General features: G+C 62.2%; 16 protein-coding genes. 5 read left to right on the forward strand and 11 right to left on the reverse strand.

Annotation, left to right across the window (positions count from 1 at the left end; genetic code table 11):
* The first annotated feature begins 30 nt into the window (after window positions 1-30).
* From ACOYJL_RS07985 to ACOYJL_RS07995, 3 genes are read left to right on the forward strand one after another with little or no spacing between them, the layout of a single operon-like run.
* On the forward strand, window positions 31-1,371 hold the full coding sequence (locus tag ACOYJL_RS07985) for an acetyl-CoA carboxylase biotin carboxylase subunit (protein WP_433569694.1): 1,341 nt from the start codon (window positions 31-33) through the stop codon (window positions 1,369-1,371).
* Window positions 1,361-3,160, forward strand: coding sequence for an acetyl-CoA carboxylase, carboxyltransferase subunit beta (accD, locus tag ACOYJL_RS07990; RefSeq protein ID WP_433569695.1), 1,800 nt, complete (start codon window positions 1,361-1,363; stop codon window positions 3,158-3,160). Before ACOYJL_RS07985 ends, accD begins: the two co-directional genes overlap by 11 nt.
* A complete protein-coding gene (locus ACOYJL_RS07995; protein ID WP_433569696.1) occupies window positions 3,145-3,969 on the forward strand; it encodes a DegV family protein in 825 nt (274 codons plus the stop codon). Before accD ends, ACOYJL_RS07995 begins: the two co-directional genes overlap by 16 nt.
* 41 nt (window positions 3,970-4,010) lie before the next feature.
* On the opposite strand, the gene ACOYJL_RS08000 is transcribed toward ACOYJL_RS07995, so the two are convergent.
* From ACOYJL_RS08000 to ACOYJL_RS08010, 3 genes are read right to left on the reverse strand one after another with little or no spacing between them, the layout of a single operon-like run.
* Window positions 4,011-5,000, reverse strand: a complete 990-nt coding sequence (locus tag ACOYJL_RS08000; protein WP_433569697.1) for an amidohydrolase family protein — start codon at window positions 4,998-5,000, stop codon at window positions 4,011-4,013.
* Between the two features lie 39 nt (window positions 5,001-5,039).
* Window positions 5,040-5,999, reverse strand: a complete 960-nt coding sequence (locus ACOYJL_RS08005) for a HaeIII family restriction endonuclease (protein ID WP_433569698.1) — start codon at window positions 5,997-5,999, stop codon at window positions 5,040-5,042.
* Window positions 6,000-6,036: 37 nt separating this feature from the next.
* Entirely contained in the window at window positions 6,037-6,978 is a 942-nt protein-coding gene (locus tag ACOYJL_RS08010) for a DNA cytosine methyltransferase (protein ID WP_433569699.1), read from the reverse strand.
* Between the two features lie 243 nt (window positions 6,979-7,221).
* On the opposite strand from ACOYJL_RS08010, the gene folP reads away from it, so the two are divergent.
* Window positions 7,222-8,409, forward strand: coding sequence for a dihydropteroate synthase (gene folP, locus ACOYJL_RS08015; protein ID WP_433569700.1), 1,188 nt, complete (start codon window positions 7,222-7,224; stop codon window positions 8,407-8,409).
* A 362-nt stretch (window positions 8,410-8,771) separates the two neighbouring features.
* Here folP and ACOYJL_RS08020 read toward each other — a convergent pair whose 3' ends face one another.
* The 5 genes from ACOYJL_RS08020 to ACOYJL_RS08040 all read right to left on the reverse strand — a co-directional run bounded on the left by ACOYJL_RS08020 (window position 8,772) and on the right by ACOYJL_RS08040 (window position 14,787).
* Complete coding sequence (locus ACOYJL_RS08020; protein ID WP_433569701.1) at window positions 8,772-9,116, reverse strand: hydrogenase maturation nickel metallochaperone HypA; 345 nt, start codon at window positions 9,114-9,116, stop codon at window positions 8,772-8,774.
* Complete coding sequence (locus ACOYJL_RS08025) at window positions 9,117-12,059, reverse strand: FAD-dependent oxidoreductase (protein ID WP_433569703.1); 2,943 nt, start codon at window positions 12,057-12,059, stop codon at window positions 9,117-9,119.
* 3 nt (window positions 12,060-12,062) lie between these two features.
* Window positions 12,063-12,737, reverse strand: coding sequence for a hydrogenase nickel incorporation protein HypB (gene hypB / locus ACOYJL_RS08030; RefSeq protein WP_433569705.1), 675 nt, complete (start codon window positions 12,735-12,737; stop codon window positions 12,063-12,065).
* A 33-nt stretch (window positions 12,738-12,770) separates the two neighbouring features.
* Complete coding sequence (locus ACOYJL_RS08035) at window positions 12,771-14,159, reverse strand: FAD-dependent oxidoreductase (protein WP_433569706.1); 1,389 nt, start codon at window positions 14,157-14,159, stop codon at window positions 12,771-12,773.
* Window positions 14,160-14,316: 157 nt separating this feature from the next.
* Window positions 14,317-14,787 carry a nucleoside deaminase gene (locus tag ACOYJL_RS08040; protein WP_433569707.1) on the reverse strand — a complete coding sequence of 157 codons (471 nt, stop codon included), beginning with the start codon at window positions 14,785-14,787 and terminating at the stop codon, window positions 14,317-14,319.
* A 125-nt stretch (window positions 14,788-14,912) separates the two neighbouring features.
* Here ACOYJL_RS08040 and ACOYJL_RS08045 point away from each other — a divergent pair, with 125 nt between their 5' ends.
* Window positions 14,913-15,824 (forward strand): ROK family protein, encoded by a 912-nt coding sequence (locus ACOYJL_RS08045; RefSeq protein WP_433569708.1) that lies wholly within the window; start codon window positions 14,913-14,915, stop codon window positions 15,822-15,824.
* Here ACOYJL_RS08045 and ACOYJL_RS08050 read toward each other — a convergent pair.
* The 3 genes from ACOYJL_RS08050 to ACOYJL_RS08060 form a co-directional block, all read right to left on the reverse strand.
* Window positions 15,821-16,258, reverse strand: coding sequence for a DUF1810 domain-containing protein (locus ACOYJL_RS08050; protein ID WP_433569709.1), 438 nt, complete (start codon window positions 16,256-16,258; stop codon window positions 15,821-15,823). The two genes, ACOYJL_RS08045 and ACOYJL_RS08050, sit on opposite strands and share 4 nt — an antisense overlap.
* A 499-nt stretch (window positions 16,259-16,757) precedes the next feature.
* Window positions 16,758-18,041 carry an MFS transporter gene (locus ACOYJL_RS08055; protein WP_433569710.1) on the reverse strand — a complete coding sequence of 428 codons (1,284 nt, stop codon included), beginning with the start codon at window positions 18,039-18,041 and terminating at the stop codon, window positions 16,758-16,760.
* 45 nt (window positions 18,042-18,086) lie between these two features.
* Window positions 18,087-18,851 carry an SDR family NAD(P)-dependent oxidoreductase gene (locus tag ACOYJL_RS08060; protein WP_433569711.1) on the reverse strand — a complete coding sequence of 255 codons (765 nt, stop codon included), beginning with the start codon at window positions 18,849-18,851 and terminating at the stop codon, window positions 18,087-18,089.
* Between the last annotated feature and the right edge of the window lie 98 nt (window positions 18,852-18,949).

An 18,949-nucleotide genomic window follows, 5' to 3' on the forward strand; every position in this document is an offset into this window, starting at 1 on the left:
CGCCAGAGGGCGCGCACGGAGGGGCTTAAGTTGTTCGACAAGATACTGATTGCAAATCGCGGCGAGATCGCGGTGCGCGTCATCCGCGCCTGCAAGGAGATGGGCGTGAAGACCGTCGCCGTGTTCTCGACCGCAGACTCAGAGGCACTTCACGTGTCGCTCGCCGACGAGGCCTATTGCGTCGGAGGCCCGCGCGTTGGGGAGTCCTATCTCAACGAGGACGCCATCCTCACCGTGGCCTTGGAGTCGGGAGCCAAGGCAATACACCCTGGCTACGGCTTCTTCTCGGAGAACGCGCACTTCGCGCGGGAGTGCGAGAAGAGCGGCCTTGTCTTTGTGGGGCCCTCGCCCGAGGTGATCGAGCGCATGGGCGACAAGGACGCTGCGCGCCGCACCGCCCGCGCCGCCGGCGTTCCCGTGGTTCCCGGCTGCGACCTTCTGTCCGGCCCTGAGGACGCCGAGGCCGAGGCCAAGCGCATAGGATGCCCCGTGCTGATCAAGGCCCGCGCAGGCGGAGGCGGCCGCGGAATCAGGAAGGTGCTTCGACCTGAGGACGCGGCGGCGGCCTATACCGAGGCAAAGGCCGAGGCCGAGGCCGCGTTCGGCGACGGCGAGTGCTACATGGAGAAGTTCGTCTCGCCGGCCCACCACGTCGAGGTGCAGATCCTGGCCGACCAGTACGGCAACGTCGTGAGCCTGGGCGAGCGCGAGTGCTCGGTACAGCGCAGGAACCAAAAGCTTCTGGAGGAGAGCCCCGCGCCCTGCCTCGAGGGCAAGCAGGACATCCGCGAGCGCATGTACAAGGCGGCGCGCGACCTGGCCGCAGCGGTTGGCTACGTAGGCGTCGGCACCATCGAGTTTCTCTACTCTGACGACGGCAGCTTCTACTTCATGGAGATGAACACGCGCCTGCAGGTCGAGCATCCCATCACCGAGTTCGTGACGGGGATCGACCTCGTGAAGTGGCAGCTACGCGTTGCCTCGGGCGTCGAGCTGCCCTTCTCGCAGGACGACATCCACGTGACCAACCACGCGATCGAGTGTCGCATCAACGCCGAGACGCCTGACTTCAAGCCATCCTGCGGCGAGATCACCATGCTGCACGTGCCCAACGGGCCTTGGACGCGCTTTGACTCCGCGCTCTACATCGGCGCGAAGGTCCCTCCCTTCTACGACAGCCTGCTTGGCAAGCTCGTCGTAATGTCCCCCACGCGCGAGGAGGCAATCCGCAAGATGCGCTCCGCCTTGGGCGAGCTGGTCATCGAGGGCGTGTCCGAGAACTCCGAGCTTCAGCTGGACATCCTTGCAAACCCCGAGTTCAACTCGGGCTGCTATCACACCAATTTGATGGAGCACCTCTATGAGCAATAGGCGCGACAAGAGCGTAAACGAGCTAGAGTCACCGGCAACAGACGTTGAGGTCGAGATGCCCCAGCGTCACATCTTGGTCAAGTGCCCGGGCTGCCGGCGCATCATCGACCAAGAGCAGCTGCATGCAAACATGGACGTATGCCCGCGCTGCGGCCATCACCTGCGCGTCAGCGGGCGTGACCGCCTGAAGATCACCGTGGACGAGGGAAACTTCCAGGAGTGGGACGCAGAGCTTGCCGTCACCGACTTCCTGAACTTCCCCGGCTATGCCACCAAGCTCGACACCGCCCGCGCAAAGACGGGCGACCCTGACGCCGTCGTCTGTGGCAGGGGCACCGTCGGCGGCCACGACTGCGTGCTCTTCTTCATGGACCACAAGTTCATGATGGGCTCGATGGGCTCGGTCGTGGGAGAGAAGATCTGCCGCTGCTTCGAGCGCGCCACCGACCTCGGACTTCCGGTTGTCGGGTTCACGGTCTCGGGCGGCGCCCGCATGCAGGAGGGGCTCATGTCGCTCATGCAGATGGCGAAGGTCTCCGCCGCCGTGCGCCGGCACTCCGAGGCCGGCCTTCTCTACCTTGCGGTGCTGACCGACCCCACGACAGGCGGCGTCACCGCAAGCTTTGCCATGGAGGCGGACATCGCGCTCGCAGAGCCCGGCGCCCTCATCGGCTTTGCAGGGCCGCGCGTAATCGAGCAGACCACGCACAAGAAGCTTCCTGCGGGCTTCCAGCGCTCCGAGTTCCTTCTCGACCACGGGTTTGTCGACATGATCGTCGAGCGCTCGAAGATGAAGGCGACCATCGCCGAGCTCCTGTCGCTTCACGAGGGCGTGGCGCCCGGCGCGGATGCTCCGCACGCGATTGCTCACGAGAGCGCCTCCGACGGGCACGGCCTGGGAGAGCTTGTTGCCGAGCCGTTGAAGCACGTGCTCGACCTTCTCCCCAACGGCCGCGGCGAGACGGCCTCGGACGCCTCTGGCCAGGGCATCGAGCCCACGGCCTACGAGATCATCCGCAACACGCGCTCGACAGACCGCGCGACCTCGCTCGACCTTATGGAGGCCATGCTCGACGGCTTCGTCGAGCTACACGGCGACCGCCTGTACGGCGAGGACCCCGCCGTCGTGGCCGGCATAGGCTGGCGAGGCGAGCGCATACTCACCGTCATTGGCATCGAGCGCGGCCGCAACACCAAGGACCGCATCCGCAGGAACTTTGGCATGGCAAACCCCGAGGGGTACCGAAAGGCCCGCCGCCTCATGGAGCAGGCCGAGAAGTTCGGCCGTCCCGTCGTTTGCTTTATTGACACCTCTGGCGCATACTGCGGCATTGGCGCCGAGGAGCGCGGCCAGGGAGACGCCATCGCGCAGAACCTTGTCGTGATGAGCGGGCTTCGCGTGCCCATCGTCTCTGCGGTCGTAGGGGAGGGCGGCTCGGGCGGCGCGCTCGCGCTGGGAGTCGCCGACAGAGTCTTGATGCTGGGGTCTGCGGCGTACTCAGTCGTGAGCCCCGAGGCCTGCGCCTCGATACTCTGGAAGGACACCGAGCATGCTCCCGACGCCGCGCAGGCGCTGCACCTGACGGCGAAGGACCTCTCCAAGCTGGGTCTCATCGACGAGGTTGTCGACGATAGCGGGGCGGACGCGCAAGAGGTCTCCAGCCGCCTTGCGACCGCGATTGATGACTACCTGGACGAGCTCTCTCCGCTGTCTGCCGACGAGCTCGTCGGCAGGCGCTACGACAAGTTCCGTGCGATGGGAGGGAACCGGCTGTGCTCGATATCATAACGGACTCCACAGTTGGGCTTGCCAGAAACGAGGCGCACGAGCTGCACACCCACGTCTGCCCCACGAGCTACGTGAACTCCCAGGGCGAGTGGGTCTCCGAGCGCTATGTGGGCGAGAATGGCAACTATGCGCCTGACTACTCGCTCCGCGGCAGGGTGACGACCGAGGCCGTGCGCGTCTCTGCCTTCATCAAGGCGTACGAGACGTCGTTTGGCAAGGGCCGGCAGTGCATCGCGCTTCCGATGTCCTCAAGGCTTTCGGGCACGTATCGCAGCGCCGTGGAGGCGGTCCCGCTCTGCTCGCGCCCTGACGACGTGCGCGTTGTCGACACTGGCGTCACAGCAGGGGCGCTCGAGTTTGCCGTCCGCCATGCGCGCAAGCTTGCCAACGAGGGCAAGACCATCGACGAGGTTGCTGACGGCATCAGGGAATGGGCCAAGAGCACGCACGTCGTGTTTGCCGTCGTGGACCTGGACGTGCTCAGCGCCAGCGGCCGGCTGGGCGCCACGAGGCAGTCGATGAACACGGCCATGAACCGCTATCCGGTGCTGGGCCTTCGCGACGGGGCAATCGTCCAGATGGGAGTCGGCCGCGGCGTGCGCGGGACGGCAAAGAAGCTTGTGTCCGAGGTTCCCGAAGGGGCACCCGACCTCGTGATTTCCTGCTATGGCGTGAGAGGAGACCTCGCGCGCGAGCTTCTTCTCGCCGCGCATGAGCGCTTTCCCGAGAGCCTTGTCCGCGTGAAGGACGGAGGCCCGGTGCTTACGGCAAACCTCGGGGTAGGGGCCGCGAGCATCGCCTGGGAGTAGCGCACAAGGACCGCACAAGGACGTCTAAGGTATCCGCCAGCCTAAGCCTCAAGGCCGTAGAGCGAGGCGGCATTGCCCCTGAAGATGCCATCTGCGAGAGGCGCCAGTGCCTTGTCGGCACGAAGCGCCTCTCGCTTTTTCGCAATGGCGGCAGGAGGCGTATAGGGGAAGTCAGAGCCATAGAGCAGGTGCGTCGGGTCGGCGACCTTGAGCAGCGCCTCTGCCATAACTGGCTCGGCGTCTCCCGCCAGATCGTAGTACAGAGCGCGCAAAGACCCCATCACGTCGACGCGCTCCATGAGCCCTGCAGGCACCAGCACCTGCGAGATGCCTTGCAGACGGCCAGCCACCTCGGGCAAGAACGACCCGCAGTGCGGAACGACCCACCTGATGCGCGGAAAGCGCTCAATCGTTCCCGTCGACACCAAGTTGAGCACCGCACGGGTCGTATCGGCAAGGTACTCGAAGAGCGGCGCTGGCCCTGCGGTAAAGACGTTTGGGGGAACCTCTTGAGGCCGTGACGGGTGGATCGTGACGACAGCCCCGTAGTCGTTCAGGCATTCCATGACCGGGTCGAGCGAGGCGTCTCCCAAATAGACGCCGCAGGCGTTGCTCGGCACCTTGACGCCAAGCACGCCGAGCTCGCCAAGGCCGCGGCGCGTCTCGTCAATCGAGGCCTCGACCGCCGGAAGCGGAAGCGTCGTCGCAAAGCCGAGCCTGTCGGGATGGCGGGAGCAGAGCTCTGCCAGCTGGTCGTCTATGCGGCGGGCGAGCGCCGCTGCCTGAGCGTCGTCTCCTCGGTTGATGTGAGGCGTCGAGACTGACAGCACAGAGAAGCCGATGCCCTGCTCGTCCATGAACGCGAGCATCGACCGCTCGCTCCACGAGGGAGTTGGAAACCCGTCCTCGTCGATGGGGGAAACCCCAGCCGCCGAGAGGCCGTCCAGATACGCCGACGGCAGCGCGTGAGCGTGCACGTCAATCATGCCTGGCGCAATCCTCTTAGAGCCATGCTCTGGTTTCTCGCCCATGCGAACCTCCAACCACGATTGGCCGTTTGCGACGCCCCGCTAGGCGTCCCATGGGATGAACTCGTTGTAGACGTCGCGGGGATATGAGACGAGCTGCACGTCAAACTTCAGAGAGGGCTCCACCTTCGAGCTTGCGTTGTGGATGCGAAGCGAGATCTCCCAGCCCTGGTCGCAGATCACGAGTGCCGTGTTGTCCGAAGGGCCGCCGTTCTCGCTCTCCAGAAAGCCGATGTAGTAGATGTGGCGAGGCATCCTGATCACAGGGACCTCCACAATCGGCTTGCGGCTGCTTGACGGCATGTTCAAGGTGCCTGCGAGATTGAAGGCAACGAGGCGCGTCGCGCGGCTGTTCTCATAGGAGATTACCTTGTAAAAGTCGTTTCTGCCTATCAAATATCTTACGAGGCGCTCGGGGACGTCACGATATTGGGAGTTGAGCCGGCGCAGCTCGTCCATGAAGGCGTTGAGGATGGGGACGTAGTAGCCATCAATCTTGTCTGGAAGGTCTCGCCAAAGGGCACCACGTTTCTGAAGGCCGTCCAGGCGCGAGAAGAGCGGGTCTATGGCTTCAAAGTACTGGCGGGAGCAGGGGTGAGCGAGCCACTTTGCGCCAAAGTCGATGCTCGAGGAGAGCCGGCTGTGCTTGACGGCGTCATTGTTGTGCTTGCACGAGATGCCTATCTGCCAAGGACCGCGACTGCACACGACGTCGCGCACGTCGCCGGCGATGCCTTTGGCGTCTGACTGAAGGCCAATCGAGAGACTCTGGGAAGAGCTTTCGCTCAGGCATGGCTCAAGGCGCTCGAGAGCCGAGACGACGGCAGTCGCTCCCGACGAGAGGTCCCGCTGACGCTTAGGCGTGCATTCATTAAAGAAGAAGCCACTTGCAGTGTCTAGGGCAGCATCCTTCCTCAACACTGCGCCGGGACACCTGTTTGCGAGAGAGCTCGCGCACGCATACTCGAACGCCTTGCCGAGAATCGACTGCTTGCTTGCCATGGCATCCTCCAATGCGAATGTGCGGCCCTCGCGTTCGCTACTCGCCCAGAGCCGGAGTCAGCGCCGCGCGGACCGACGTAGCCACGCGCTCGGCAAGCTTGCAGGGGACCGCGTTGCCAATCTGCTTGTAGACGCTCGTCTGGTCGCCAAAGAAGTGCATGCCCGCCGGAAACGTCTGGACTGCCGCCGCCTCCTGCCAGCTCAGGCGACGCGTGGGACCGCCGTCGCCAAAGCGCCAGAGGTCCTTGCCCAGCTTCACCATGTCGGGCGAGCCCGGCCACAGGGGGACCTGCTTGGCCATGGCGGGGATGGTGTAGCTCACCTGGTCCCAGCCGCGCTTGCGGTTACGCGACATGTAGCGGCTGCTGTAAGGAGCCTCGCACACGTCGCCAGGGCCCGGCTCGGGCACGTCAGCCAGGGCCTCGCCGAGCGTGACCAGCGTCTCGGAGGGCTCGGGATAGGAAAAGCCATCGATTCCGAGGTCCTTCCTGAAGCCGACGATGATCACGCGCTCTCGGTCCTCTGGGACGCCGTACCACTTGGCATTGAGCAGCTTGTAGCGCACGTCGTAGCCGCAGTCGGAGAACGCCTGGATGATGGCCTCGACGATCTGGCCTCCGCCCATGGTCAGAAGGCCCTTGACGTTCTCGCCGACAAAGGCGAGCGGCTGCTTCGCGTTCACGATGCGAACGTAGTGCTTGTAGAGCACGTTTCGGCTGTCGTCGAGCTTGCGCGGACCGGACAGAGAGAATCCCTGGCAGGGAAACCCGCCCAGGATGATGTCCGTATCTGGGATGTCGTCTGCCGAAACCTTGCCAATGTCGCCGCAATAGACCTCGGCGCCGCTCCACTCGCGGAACGTGTCGCAAGCGTCCTTGTTGAAGTCGTTTGCCCAGACGGTCTTGAAACCAGCGCGCGAAAAGCCAATATCCAGTCCGCCAGCCCCGCAGAACAGGGACGTGGTAGTGATCTCCTTCATGCAATTCCCCTCGTAGCGAAAACGAGTGCTCGCAAAGGGCGAGCTATTTTTCGGTCATAAATTCTAAGTCATTTTCAAGAAGACCGCCGAGCGCAGGACGATGCTTCACGTTTGTCAGAGGCCCCGCCGGAAATCGGGAAATCCTTTGATATACTGGCACGCGTTGGGCCTACCGCGCCCGACCGGTCTTGCGACCGAACATTAACGGCAGGGGCGGTCCGGCCTTTCTCCTGGAGGATTGCCATGTCAAGAGCACCAATCTGGAACTGCGCCGATGCTGTCGTCGACCTCTCGCGCCCGCGCGTGATGGGGGTTCTCAACGTGACGCCCGACTCGTTCTCCGACGGAGGCGCGCACAACGACCCCGCTTCAGCTATCGCGACCGCCTCGGACATGCTTGCCAACGGGGCAGACGTCATTGACGTGGGCGGGGAGTCCACAAGGCCGGGGTTCAAGCCCGTCACCCCAAAGGAGGAGCTCGGCAGGCTTGAGCCCGTCGTATGCTGGCTTGTCCGCGAAGGGGCGCTCGTCTCCGTTGACACGCACCATCCCGAGGTAGCACGCAAGTGCGTCGAGCTAGGCGCGCAGATCGTCAACGACGTCACGGGCTTCTCGGACCCTGACATGGTCTCCGTTGCTGCGGAGTCTTCCTGCGGATGCGTCGTGATGCACTCTGGGCCAGTTTCGGGGTCCGCGACCGCAAGCTCGGCGGTAATGGCAAAGGCGGGGACCGACGACCTCTCGTCGCTCATGAGCAACGCCTCGGCTGGGGACCTTGGCTGGGAGCGCAAGGGAGACCAGGCGCTTCTGCCGGATCACGAGGGCGTCATGGGCCTTTTGGAAGGATACCTGCTCGATCGCGCGCGCGACCTTGAGGCCGCCGGCGTGGACCCGTCGCGCATCTGCCTCGATCCCGGCGTCGGCTTTGGGAAGAGCCCAGAGGACAACATCGTGATACTTCGCGAGACCGCCCGCCTTGCGGACCTTGGCTACCCGCTCATGTGCGCCGTCTCGAGGAAGCGCTTCGTGGGAACGGTCAGCGGGGTTGCCAAGGCAGCAGAGCGCGACGCAGCCACAATAGGCATCACGCTCGCGGCCGTGGCGCAAGGGGCGCGCGTGCTCAGGGTTCACGACGTTGCCGGCATGGCGCAGGCGCTCGATGGCTTCTGGATCGCCTCCGACAGCTGGACTAGCAAGTTCAGCGTCACCGTTGCTCCCAACGATGGGAAGCCGGATGCGGAAGAGTCCGTTGCGTCCGCCCTCGACAAGATGCCGTTGACGCGCGTCGTCTCGCCTGCCGAGGCTGCGGGCAAGAGCGGAAGCGTCAGCTTGCGCGTTGTCACCGCGCTGGACAAGGTCCCATTCTCCCGGGCGCTAGGGACCGCGCTTGATGGCTGCGGCGCCACGCTTGAGTCCATTTCGCCACAGTAGCAGACAGCCAAGTGCGCATAACCTCAATCGCCGCAGCTACCAGCACCTGCAAGATCGAGCTTATGCGCATCCCCTTCATGCCTAAGGAGGCCTTTACGCCCCTCGTGCGGCGGCAGACCGCGCATAACCTCAACGCAGGGGGCAAGACGGGGCCTCTTCTGTGAGGTTATGCGCACTCCCGTCCCCGCTCACCTGGCTCTTGCCACCTTCGAAGCGGAAGCCAAGTGCGCATAACCTCAATCGCCGCAGGTATAGGAAGCCTTTGCGTTGAGGGTATGCGCGCCGCCACGTGGACGCAGCGCAAAAAGGAGGGGCCCGCCAGCTGCAGGGCCCCTCCCTCTCTCGTGCATTGGGCGATGGCGCTAGACTGCTTGGATGTCCCTCACAATGACGTCGCTCCCCGTCACCAGATAGGTGTTGTATCCGCCGCACAGCGGACAGGCGCGGCCGTACTCGGTTGTCCGATAGGTCTTCTTGCAGTCGCGGCAGTACGAGATGCCCTGCACGATGATCATGTTCAGCTCGCACTCCTGCATGTACTTCGTCCGCTTGATGGCCCACTTGTAGCAGTCGCGGAAGTAGTCCGGCACGATGGTAGAGACCTCGCCGACCTCGAGGTCAAGGCGAAGCACCTTGCTGACGCCGTTTTCCTCCGCTGCCTTCTCGACCATGTCGATAACGTGGACCACGATGCCAAGCTCATGCATCTAGCGGCTCCCCCAGCTCTTGCGAGCCTCCTCGCGCCTGCGCGTCTCCTCAACGGTCTCCGCGCTGGCGTTTCCGGTATAGGGGTGCGTCTTGTCGAACTCCCTATGCGTGCGCTCGTATTCCTTCCTCTTGGCGCGCATGGCCTTCGCGTCCTCGGAGCCGGCGTTGCCCACGATCTTCATCGCGCGCTTCAGCTGATAGCCCATAAGCCCGCCGACCTTGTCCTCCGCGCGGCGCATGTCGGTCATCTCGGGGTGGTCGCGATACAGGTGGATGGCATCAAACTTGCAGCGAGTGGTGCAGATGCCGCAGCCAATGCACTTGTTGGGGTCGACGACGGACGCTCCGCAGGACAGGCACCTCGAGCACTCGGCGTGGACCTGCTCCTCGGTCAGCGTGCGGTGCACGTCGCGGAAGCGGTCGGCTCCCTCGGGGTCCATGCCCTCCTCCTGGCGGCCCGCGTTGTCGTAGTTGTCAACCAGCAGGTCGTCCTTGTCGAACGCCAGGTAGTTGTGGCGGTCGCGACCAATGGTCAGGCTCGCGCCCTCCTGCACGAAGCGATTCAGCGAGTCGGCGGCGTAATGGCCCTCGGCGATGGCGTCGATGACGAACTTAGGACCGGTCAGCACGTCTCCGCCCACAAAGATCTCGGGGTCGGCAGTCTGGAAGGTCAGCTCGTCTGCCTGCGGATAGTTGCCATGATGGAACGTGACGGAGCGCCCGTTCAGAAGCCCGCCCCATTCGACGGCCTGCCCGATGGCAAACACGATCCGGTCGCACTCGACGGTCTTGGTCTCGTCCTCGTCATATAGCGGCGAGAAGCGCCCGGTCTGGGGGTCGATGACGCGCGTGCAGCGCTTGAAGACGATGCCCGACACGTGGCCGGCATCGTCGGTCAGGACCTCCTTGGGACCCCAGCCGTTGTCCACAACGACGTCGTCCCCAAGCGTCTCGGCGATCTCTGCGTTGGTAGCCGGCATCTCGTCGCGCTGCTCGAGCGAGACCATCGTGACGATGTCTGCCCCGCGGCGCTTGGCGTTGCGCGCGCAGTCGACGGCCACGTTGCCGCCGCCCACGACCACAACGCGCCCGCTCATGGCAGGGTTGCCGGCGGCCATGGAGCTCTCGAGGTAGTGCACGGCGACGTCGGTTCCCTCGGCGTCGTCGCCGGGAACGCCGGGACGGCGGCCGCCCTGGCAGCCTATGGCAAGGTAGAAGGCCGCAAACCCCTGCTCCTTGAGCTGCTCCAGCGTCACGTCCCGCCCGACCTCGACGCCGCAGCGAATCTCGACGCCCAACTCCTCGATGATCTTGACCTCGGCCTGAAGCACGTCCTTCTCGAGCTTGTAGGTGGGGATGCCGTACATCATCATGCCGCCAGGCTGCTCGTGCTTCTCGAACACGACGGGGGAGTAGCCCATCAGAGCCAGGTAATAGGCGCAGGAAAGCCCGGCAGGGCCGGCGCCGATGATGGCGATCTTCTCGTCAAAGTGGCCCTTCACCGACGCGACGCGGCGCTTGGGCAGGGCGTGCTGGGCCTGCGCGAGGTCGTAGTCGGCAACGAACTTCTTGACCGCGTCAATCGAGACGGGCGCGTCGATGGTGCCGCGCGTGCAGGCGTCCTCGCAGCGCTTGTTGCAGATGCGGCCGCAGACGGCGGGGAAGGGGTTCATCGTGCGGATGAGCTCGATCGCCTCGTCGTACTTGCCCTCCTTGGCCTTCTGAAGGTAGGCCTGGACAGGCACGTGAGCAGGGCAGGCCGCCTTGCATGGAGAAGAGCCCGTCGGCCAGGTGTTGCTCATGCGGGCGGTGTCGCGGTAGTTCTCGTCCCAGGCGTACTTGCCCCAGCGAATCTTGTCGGGGAGAATCGCGCGCGGGTAGTTGGGCTGCGTGCCGTCGGCGCGACAGAGCTTCTGCCCCAGCTTGACGGCGCCTGCGGGGCAGGACTCCACGCACAGGCCGCACGCGACGCACTTCTCGGGCGTTACCTTGGCGGTGTAGGAGCTGCGCGAGAGGTTCGGCGTGTTGAAGAGCATGCTCGTGCGCAGGGCGTTGCAGATCTTGACGTCGCAGTTGCAGATGTCGAAGATGTGCGTCTCGCCGTCGATGTTGGTGATCTGGTGCACAAAGCCGTTGTCCTCGGCCTTTTGCAGGATGTCGAGCGCCTCGTCGGCGGTGATGTAGTGCGCGCGGCCGGTCTCGACGGTGTAGTCGGCCATGTCGCCCACCTGGATGCACCAGTCGTCGGGGTCGTCTGCGCAGCCCTCGCCGAGCTTCGTGCGCGAGTAGCGGCACGAGCAGATGCCCGCGGAGATGTGGCCCTCGTACTTCTTCAGCCAATAGGAGATGCGCTCGAGGTCGACTGCCTCGTTCTGGAAGTTGACCGCCTCCTCGACTGGAATCACGTGCATGCCGATGCCGTCGCCTCCGGGCGGGACCATCTGCGTGATTCCCGCGAGCGGCTGGAACGTCATACGCTCGAAGAAGTTCGCAACGGCAGGGTTCTTGTCGACGCGGTCCTTGCTCGAGTTGAAGAGCTCCGCGGATCCCGGAACGAAGTACGGCACGCGCCAGCGCTTGATCTTGGGCGCGTCTTCGATTGGCGCGTCATGGCTGTAGTTGTCGCCGTAGTCGTACTCGAGGATGCCGACCCAGCTCATCTGGTCGAGAAGCTCCTGCAGGTGCGCGGGCTCGATGTCGGGCGCCAGCTGCATCATCTCCTCGAGGGTGTAGAACTTGCGCAGCTTCATGCGGTTGGCAAGGTCGACCATCTCGTCGGAGAGGACCTCCTTGAGGCCCCAGTACTCTGGGTCATCGGTCTTGATGCCGCCTATCTTGTGGGCGACGACGTCGGTGATCTTGCGTCCAAGCTTGGCCACGGCTGCGTCGCGCTCGGCCTCGTTCTGATAGATGGAGCGATGCTCCTTGAATTGCTCAGGCATCGGCTATGCCTCCCTCCACGCGCTGGCCTCGCGGCGAACCCACGCCGCGAGCTCGTCCACGCCCTCTCCGGTCTTGGCTGAAATGGGGATCACCTGGCAGCTGGGATTTCGCGCAGCCAGGTATCCCTTGAACTTGTCAATGTCGAAGTCAAAGTAGGGAAGGACGTCAACCTTGTTCAGCACAACGACGTCGGCCTTCTCGAACATCAGCGGGTACTTGAGGGGCTTGTCGTCGCCCTCGGGCACCGAGAGAATCACGCAGTTCTTCGACGCTCCGGTATCGAACTCCGCAGGGCACACCAAGTTGCCGACGTTCTCAAGGAAAAGCAGGTCAAGGCCATCGGTCTCAAGCGAGTCAAGACCAGTTTTTGTCATGCCGGCGTCCAAGTGGCACATGCCGCCCGTGTGGAGCTGGATGGCCTTGGCGCCGGTGTCGCGCACGATGTCTTCGGTGTCGACCGCGCCGTCGATGTCGGCCTCCATGACGCCGATCTTGTAGTCGCTCTTCAGCAGGTTGATCAGGCGCGTGAGCGTGGTGGTCTTGCCAGAGCCGGGAGAGCTCATCACGTTCACCAAGAACTGCCCGCGGCTGCGAAGCTGCTGGCGAACGCGCTTGGCCTCGGCGTCGTTGTCGGCGAACACGCTCTCCTTGAGCTCGATGACCTTGACTTCTTCCATGTAGTTCCTCTCCTTGGGACCCTTCCGGGGCAGCTAGTCGGCAAAGAACCTGCGAACGAGGTCCTTGCTATATTCTACGGTCTCCTCCATGTCGCCGAAGGCCATGACCTCGCCGGCGAAGTAGGCGTTGCGCTGCCCCTGCAGGGCCTCTACCTTGTCGTACCATCCGTCTGCGTAGTCGGCGCTCGAGACGTGCGGGAAGTAGTACCAGTCATCGATGCGCTCGGTCTTGACCACGGGAAGGCCAGACTTCGCCATGTCGGCAAGGGTGGTGTCGCGAGCCTGCTCAAAGGGCACGTCGGGCATGCCCTCGTGGTTGCGCAGCGTGAAGGTGACAAGCGGCTGAGGCCCGCAGTCTGGCCAGCGATGATAGAACACCATCAGGTGACCGCGGGTCTCGTTGGTCATGTTGGCGAAATAGTAGTACGAGATGTCCGGGGCCTTGTCGTCCTCGGTGCGCACCGCCATGGTGAAGTACTCCTTGTTCTGGATCTTCGAGAAGAGCTGGCGCTCCTCGTCGGTGGCGTCGCCATAGTCCATGAACATCTCGAGCGGCGTGCAGATGATGATCTTGTCGAAGACCTCCTGGCGCTCGCCGTCAGGGCCCTTCACGGTCACGGTCACCTTGCTGTCGTCGCGGACGACGCCCACGACCTCGGTGTTCAAGACAGCGGGGTGCTTCAGGTGGTCGTTCACGCCCTGCCAGATGGACTCGGTGCCATTCTTCCAAGTCCAGAGCTTTCCCGTCGAGAGGAACTGCCTCACGGTGTAGGCGTCAAGGTACTTGAGCACGTAGGCAGCCGGAATCTCGTCGAAGTAGCCATAGCCGAACGACGTGAAGGGACCCTTCCAGACCATCTCGGCATCCTCGCAATGGTTGAGCTTCAGGAACTCCGAGAAGGGAAGGGACAGGTCCTTCAGGTTGGGGTTCTCGCCCTCGATGTGCGCGAGCTTGAGCTCGGGGGAAGGGCAAAGGCCCTCGTAACGACCTTGGGCCACGCCGCGGTGGCCGTTGACGTCGTAGCCCTTGTACTTGGTTGCGAGCAGCTTGGAGAGCTTGCGCATCTTGAGAAGCTTGTTCAGCATCGAGATCTTGGACTGCTTGAGAGGCGTGCCGTCAGTGTTGGTGAAGCGGCGCCCCATGGCAGGACCGTCGGCGTGCGACGTGCCGCCGAACTCCTCGCACTCATGCACCGCGAAGTAGGTCTCGCAGCCCATGACCGCGCCCATCTCGATGGTGCGCTGCTCCTTCTTGCCGTCCTTTGTGGTGACCTCCATCTTGGGGGAGAACGCCTTGCCGCCAACGCGCCCGCTCTTCTCGTAGATGACGTAGTTGTCGTAGCCCGCCTTCTCAAGGTACATGGCCATTGAGGTGCCGGCCGGGCCTCCGCCTACGATGCAGATGCGCTGGTTCTTGTCCATAAGTGATTCCTCTCGCGTTTGCTGACGGCTGTGTGCATTTTTTCAGCAGCCTTACATACAGTTGTCTAGTCTATACGCGAATATAGTCACTGCGACCAAGAATCTGTCCGCATTTAGTCAAATAAATTATCAGTTGTGTGCTTGCTCGCTGCGAGAGCTATGAGATGTGGGGATATCGGTCATAGTATGCGCGCAAAAGCGAGATGCTATCCCTTCTGAGAACGCCCTTCGTCACCTTGGGCTCCCAGGCGGAACTCCTGAAGACGGTATCGGCGCACTTGCTGCCCGGGTCGCAGATGATCTTGCCCAAGTCCTTGTCGGTGGCTGCATACACAAGGCGACCGACGTGCGCCCACACGATGACGCCGCAGCACATGAAGCACGGCTCGCAGTTGGCGTAGATCGTGTAGTCGGAAAGGTCCTTGATGCCGGTCTGCGCGCAATACCTGCGGATGAGCCCCGAGGTTGCATGCATCGTCTTGTCTCCCGAGGTCTTCACCTGGTTCTCGTTCTCAAAGACGATGCTGCCGTCCTTCACCAGCACGGCGCCGAAGGGTTCGTTTCCGTGCTTGACTGCCGAAACGGCCACCTTGATTGCCTGGCGCATAAATCGTTCGTCTTCGGTCATGGATGCTCCTCACGCTCTCTCTGTACGAAAGGTGATTTTCCCACACAGCAAGGGACCCTTTCATGCTGAAACGCATCCGGATTAAGATTGGGTGATATCGCAGGAAAAGAGCTTAGGAGAACGAAATGGCGAGATACGTCGTGCTCGACATCGGCGGGACTTTCGTGAAGTGCGCGACGATGGACGAGAGCGCGTCGTTCATCGACCGTAGCAAGGTTCCGTCTGTGCGCTCTAGCCTTGATGGCTTTCTCAGCTGTCTCGATGCCTGCATCGCACCGCGACTAATCGGCGCCGAGGGTATCGCCGTCAGCATGCCGGGCCGAGTGGACACGGACCGAGGCGTGGCCATAAGTGGTGGAGCCTTCAGCTTCATTGACAGCCTTCCCATAGCGCAGAAGCTGCAAGAGCGCTACGGGATTCCAGTGACCGTGGCGAACGATGCGAAGTGCGCGACGGCGGCCGAGCTTTGGGATGGCGCGCTCAGCGATGTCAATAGCGGGCTTGTTTACGTACTGGGAACTGGCATCGGAGGCGGCATTGCGATGGACGGCCACGTGGTCATGGGCAGCCATTTTGCCGCAGGCGAGCTGAGCTTCTGCGTGGGGGATGCTTCGAGGCCTTACGGAGTCAACAACCTAATCGCAGCAAAGCTTGGAACGAAGGGGCTCTTGCGCACCTATGAAGAAGCGTCCGGCGAAAAGGTTGACGGCATCGAGCTCTTTCGGCGCATCGACGCTGGCGAAAGAGAGGCTGCAACCGTCTTTGACGAGTTCTGCGACCTGACCGCAAAGTTCCTTTTTGACCTGCAGGCGATCCTCGACGTTGACCGCATCGCTATTGGCGGAGGCATCAGCGCACAGCCAATATTGATCTCCGAGCTCGATGCTCGCCTGAAGGGGCTTTACGAAACTCTGACCGAACAACTTGGGACAATCGCCTGCCAGGCTCCGGAGGTCGTCCGCTGTCGGTATGGCAACGACGCAAACTTGATTGGGGCGCTTGGAATTCACTTAAGAAAGATGGAAGCACAGGGCTAAAGCCCAAGAAGCTCCAGAGTCTTGGGGTCTGGCCTGCCGTCATAGAACTTTTTAAGCACACGGGAAAACACGGCGTCATCTGATGAGGCAACTTGGTCAAAGAGCGTCATGGAAGATCGTAGCTTGAGGTCGTCAGGATGGCCCATCACGGCGTGGGGGTCATCCGTCGGAAGCTCCAAAAGGGCAGAAGAGATGGTGCGGAGGTTGGCACCAAGATAGGGGTGTGCCAAGAAAGCGCGCGCCTCATCGGCATCCTCGATTCCGTAATACTTGGCAGTCGAGCTGTAACCGAGCTCTTTTAGCTGGGGGAATATATACCAGATCCAGTGAGAGCGCTTGTGCCCTGAGCGAATCTCAGCCAAGGCGGTGTCGAAGTCTCGCCGCTGCGCCTTAACGAACCTCTCTAGGTCATAGCCATAGGTCGAAGTTGCCATCAGAGCCACCCCTCAAAGCCATGCAAGCTCGCACGCAAATAGAGCTGTACCGCAACGAGACAGCGAAGTCAGGGCTTTCTTGAAGCCACGGCGCAAAAAAGCGCATCCACAAGACGATTGTAGGCGCGCTGCAAAGGTACCGTGTCGGCGAGTTAGCGGCCGTAGGCCGCCAAGAGGGCACCACCCTGCGCTGAACTCGCCTTAGTGCAGACTTTGCCGATCTCCGTGCACCGAACTCGCCTTAGTGCAGACGGTCAACACGACAGCATGAGACATGACAGGCAAAGCAAAATCTGGGACCCCCATCTACCAGGCATTCTATATAGTTTGAAGTTTGATGGTACGAGAGGGTTCTCGCAAAGGGCCTGCACTAAGGCGAGTTCGGCGCAAGAAGGGGGCAGTCTGTCGCATTAGGGGCGGTTCAGCGCAAAGGATGCCAAAGAAGGCGGACCGGGGAACCCGGTCCGCCTTCTTTTTAAGGTCGTTACGCGCCAGGGCGCTAACGAGGGGTGTAGCCCATCGACTCGATTTGCTTCTGGCTCACCTTGCTAGAAAGTCCATACAGCACGGAGACAACAATCATTAGGAACGCGAAAACGATCCATGCGTTGTTATAGGTGCCCGTCACATCGAAGATCAACGCTGCCACGGTGGGACCGACGATCTGGCCCACGTTTCCCGCAATGTTCATCCATCCGCTAAGGACGCCGTACTCTTTGTCGCCAAAGTTGCGCGCCGTAATCAGGAACGGAACGGTGGACGGGAGCGCTCCGCCAATCATGTAGAGCGGCATCATGATGTAGGCAAACATCATGTTCTGCGAGGACAGCGTCATGCAGACGAAGACCGCAGCGTAGAACAGCGGCACAATAACGGCCATGCGACGAATGCTGATAACGTCGGAAATGACGCCAACCAAGAACTTGCCGATGATGAGCGTGCCGAGCACCGTTGAATACAGCGCAGCCGCTTGGTCGGACGAGCCGGTGATCTCGGTATAGTGTGCTACAAACTGCGCGCTAAACGCGGCGGCGCCAATCATCGTAATCATGCCAGCCAGCCACTGCAGCCACCATCGGGCGGTATGAAGCGCCTGAGATGCCGTAATGCCAGCCTTTTCGCCAACCTCCTGGCCGCTCACCTCTCCGGGCTCGGGGTCTCCGATACGGTGATCGAAACCCTTCTCGGACGGCGTGGCAACAACAAGAAGCAGCGCAATGGGAATCATGATTGCGTTGATGCCCGCCATCACCAGGTACCCGTAGCGCCATCCACCGGACACAATGGCGGAGTTCACCACTCGCACCCAGACAAGTGCGCCCGCGCCGGAGCCCAGCATTGCAAGAGAGAGCGCGGTGCCCTTGACCTTGGGGCCAAACCAGTTGCCCATGAGGATGGTTGCAGGAAGGTTGGTTGCGCCGCACCAGCCAAAGCCCTGGATGGCAGCGAGCAGGTACAGCTGCCAAAGAGAGGTTGCCCGGCTCATCAGCAGATAGCAGATGCTGGTGATGGCCACGCACGCGCTCAGCACGTATTTGAACTTGTACTTCTTGTACAGCTTGCCGATGAACAGCGACCCGATCATCATCGTGACGGTCATGATCGTGTTGGTCTGGATATAGGCCGTCTTGCTTACGCCGAGGTCGTCGCAGATAGGCGTGTAGAACAGCGACTGGCAGTTCACCTTGATGACATAGCAGATGAACATCGACATGAAGCCGCAAATCATCATGATCCAGCCGTAGTAGAAGCGGCCGTCAATCTTTAGGGAAACCTTTTTCATTCCTCACCTCGAAACGCACAGTCCTTCAGTTTCTTAGGGGAGGAGCTAGACGATGGTCCAGCCGCCGTCGACAAGCAGGAGCTGACCGGTGACATAGCTGGAGGCGTCAGAAGCAAGGAAGAGCATAGCGCCGTTGAGCTCGCCGGGCTTGCCGCGACGGCCCATGGGGCAGCCGCGCTTGATGCCCTCGTCGTAGGCAGCATTGGTGACCTTCGCGGCCATCTCGCTCTCGAAGTAGCCGGGTCCAAGCACGTTCACAGTGACGCCGCTCTTTGCCCACTCGGCGGCCAGTGCCTTCGACATCATGAGCACGGCTCCCTTGGCGGTGGAGTAGCCGGAGCGTGGCACGCCGTTCATGGTGACCATGCAGTGGAACGAGCCGATGTTCACGATCTTGCCGTAGCCACGCTCGACCATGTGGCGACCGACCTCGCGGCAGAAGTAGAACACGCCATCGACGTTGGTCTTCATAGTGCGCTCCCAGGTCTCGTCGTCGCACTCGAGAGCAGGCGTCGAGAAGCCCGCGGCAGCATTGTTGATCAGGATGTCGATGGAACCGAACTCGGCGATGGTCTTGTCGACTGCGGCCTTTATCTGGGAGCTGTCTGTCACGTCGCAGGGGCACACGACGCACTTGACGCCGTACGCCTCGATCTGCTTCTTGACCTCCTCAAGGCGCTCGACGCGGCGCGCGGCGATGGCCACGTTGGCACCCTGCTCGGCCAGGCAGAGGGCGAACTGCCTGCCCAAGCCCGACGAGGCGCCGGTTACGATTGCGTTCTTCCCCTTAACGTCGAAGTAATTCTTCATGCGTCAACAGGCGTGCTGTTGGTTTGCACGCCCCCTCCTCGGTGATGAATGGTAGTGCATGCCTCGCCGTATTGGAGCGAAATGTAAAAGTATATTTT

This window comes from Tractidigestivibacter sp. (genome assembly GCF_050946515.1).
In the GTDB taxonomy this organism is placed as follows: Bacteria; Actinomycetota; Coriobacteriia; order Coriobacteriales; family Atopobiaceae; genus Tractidigestivibacter.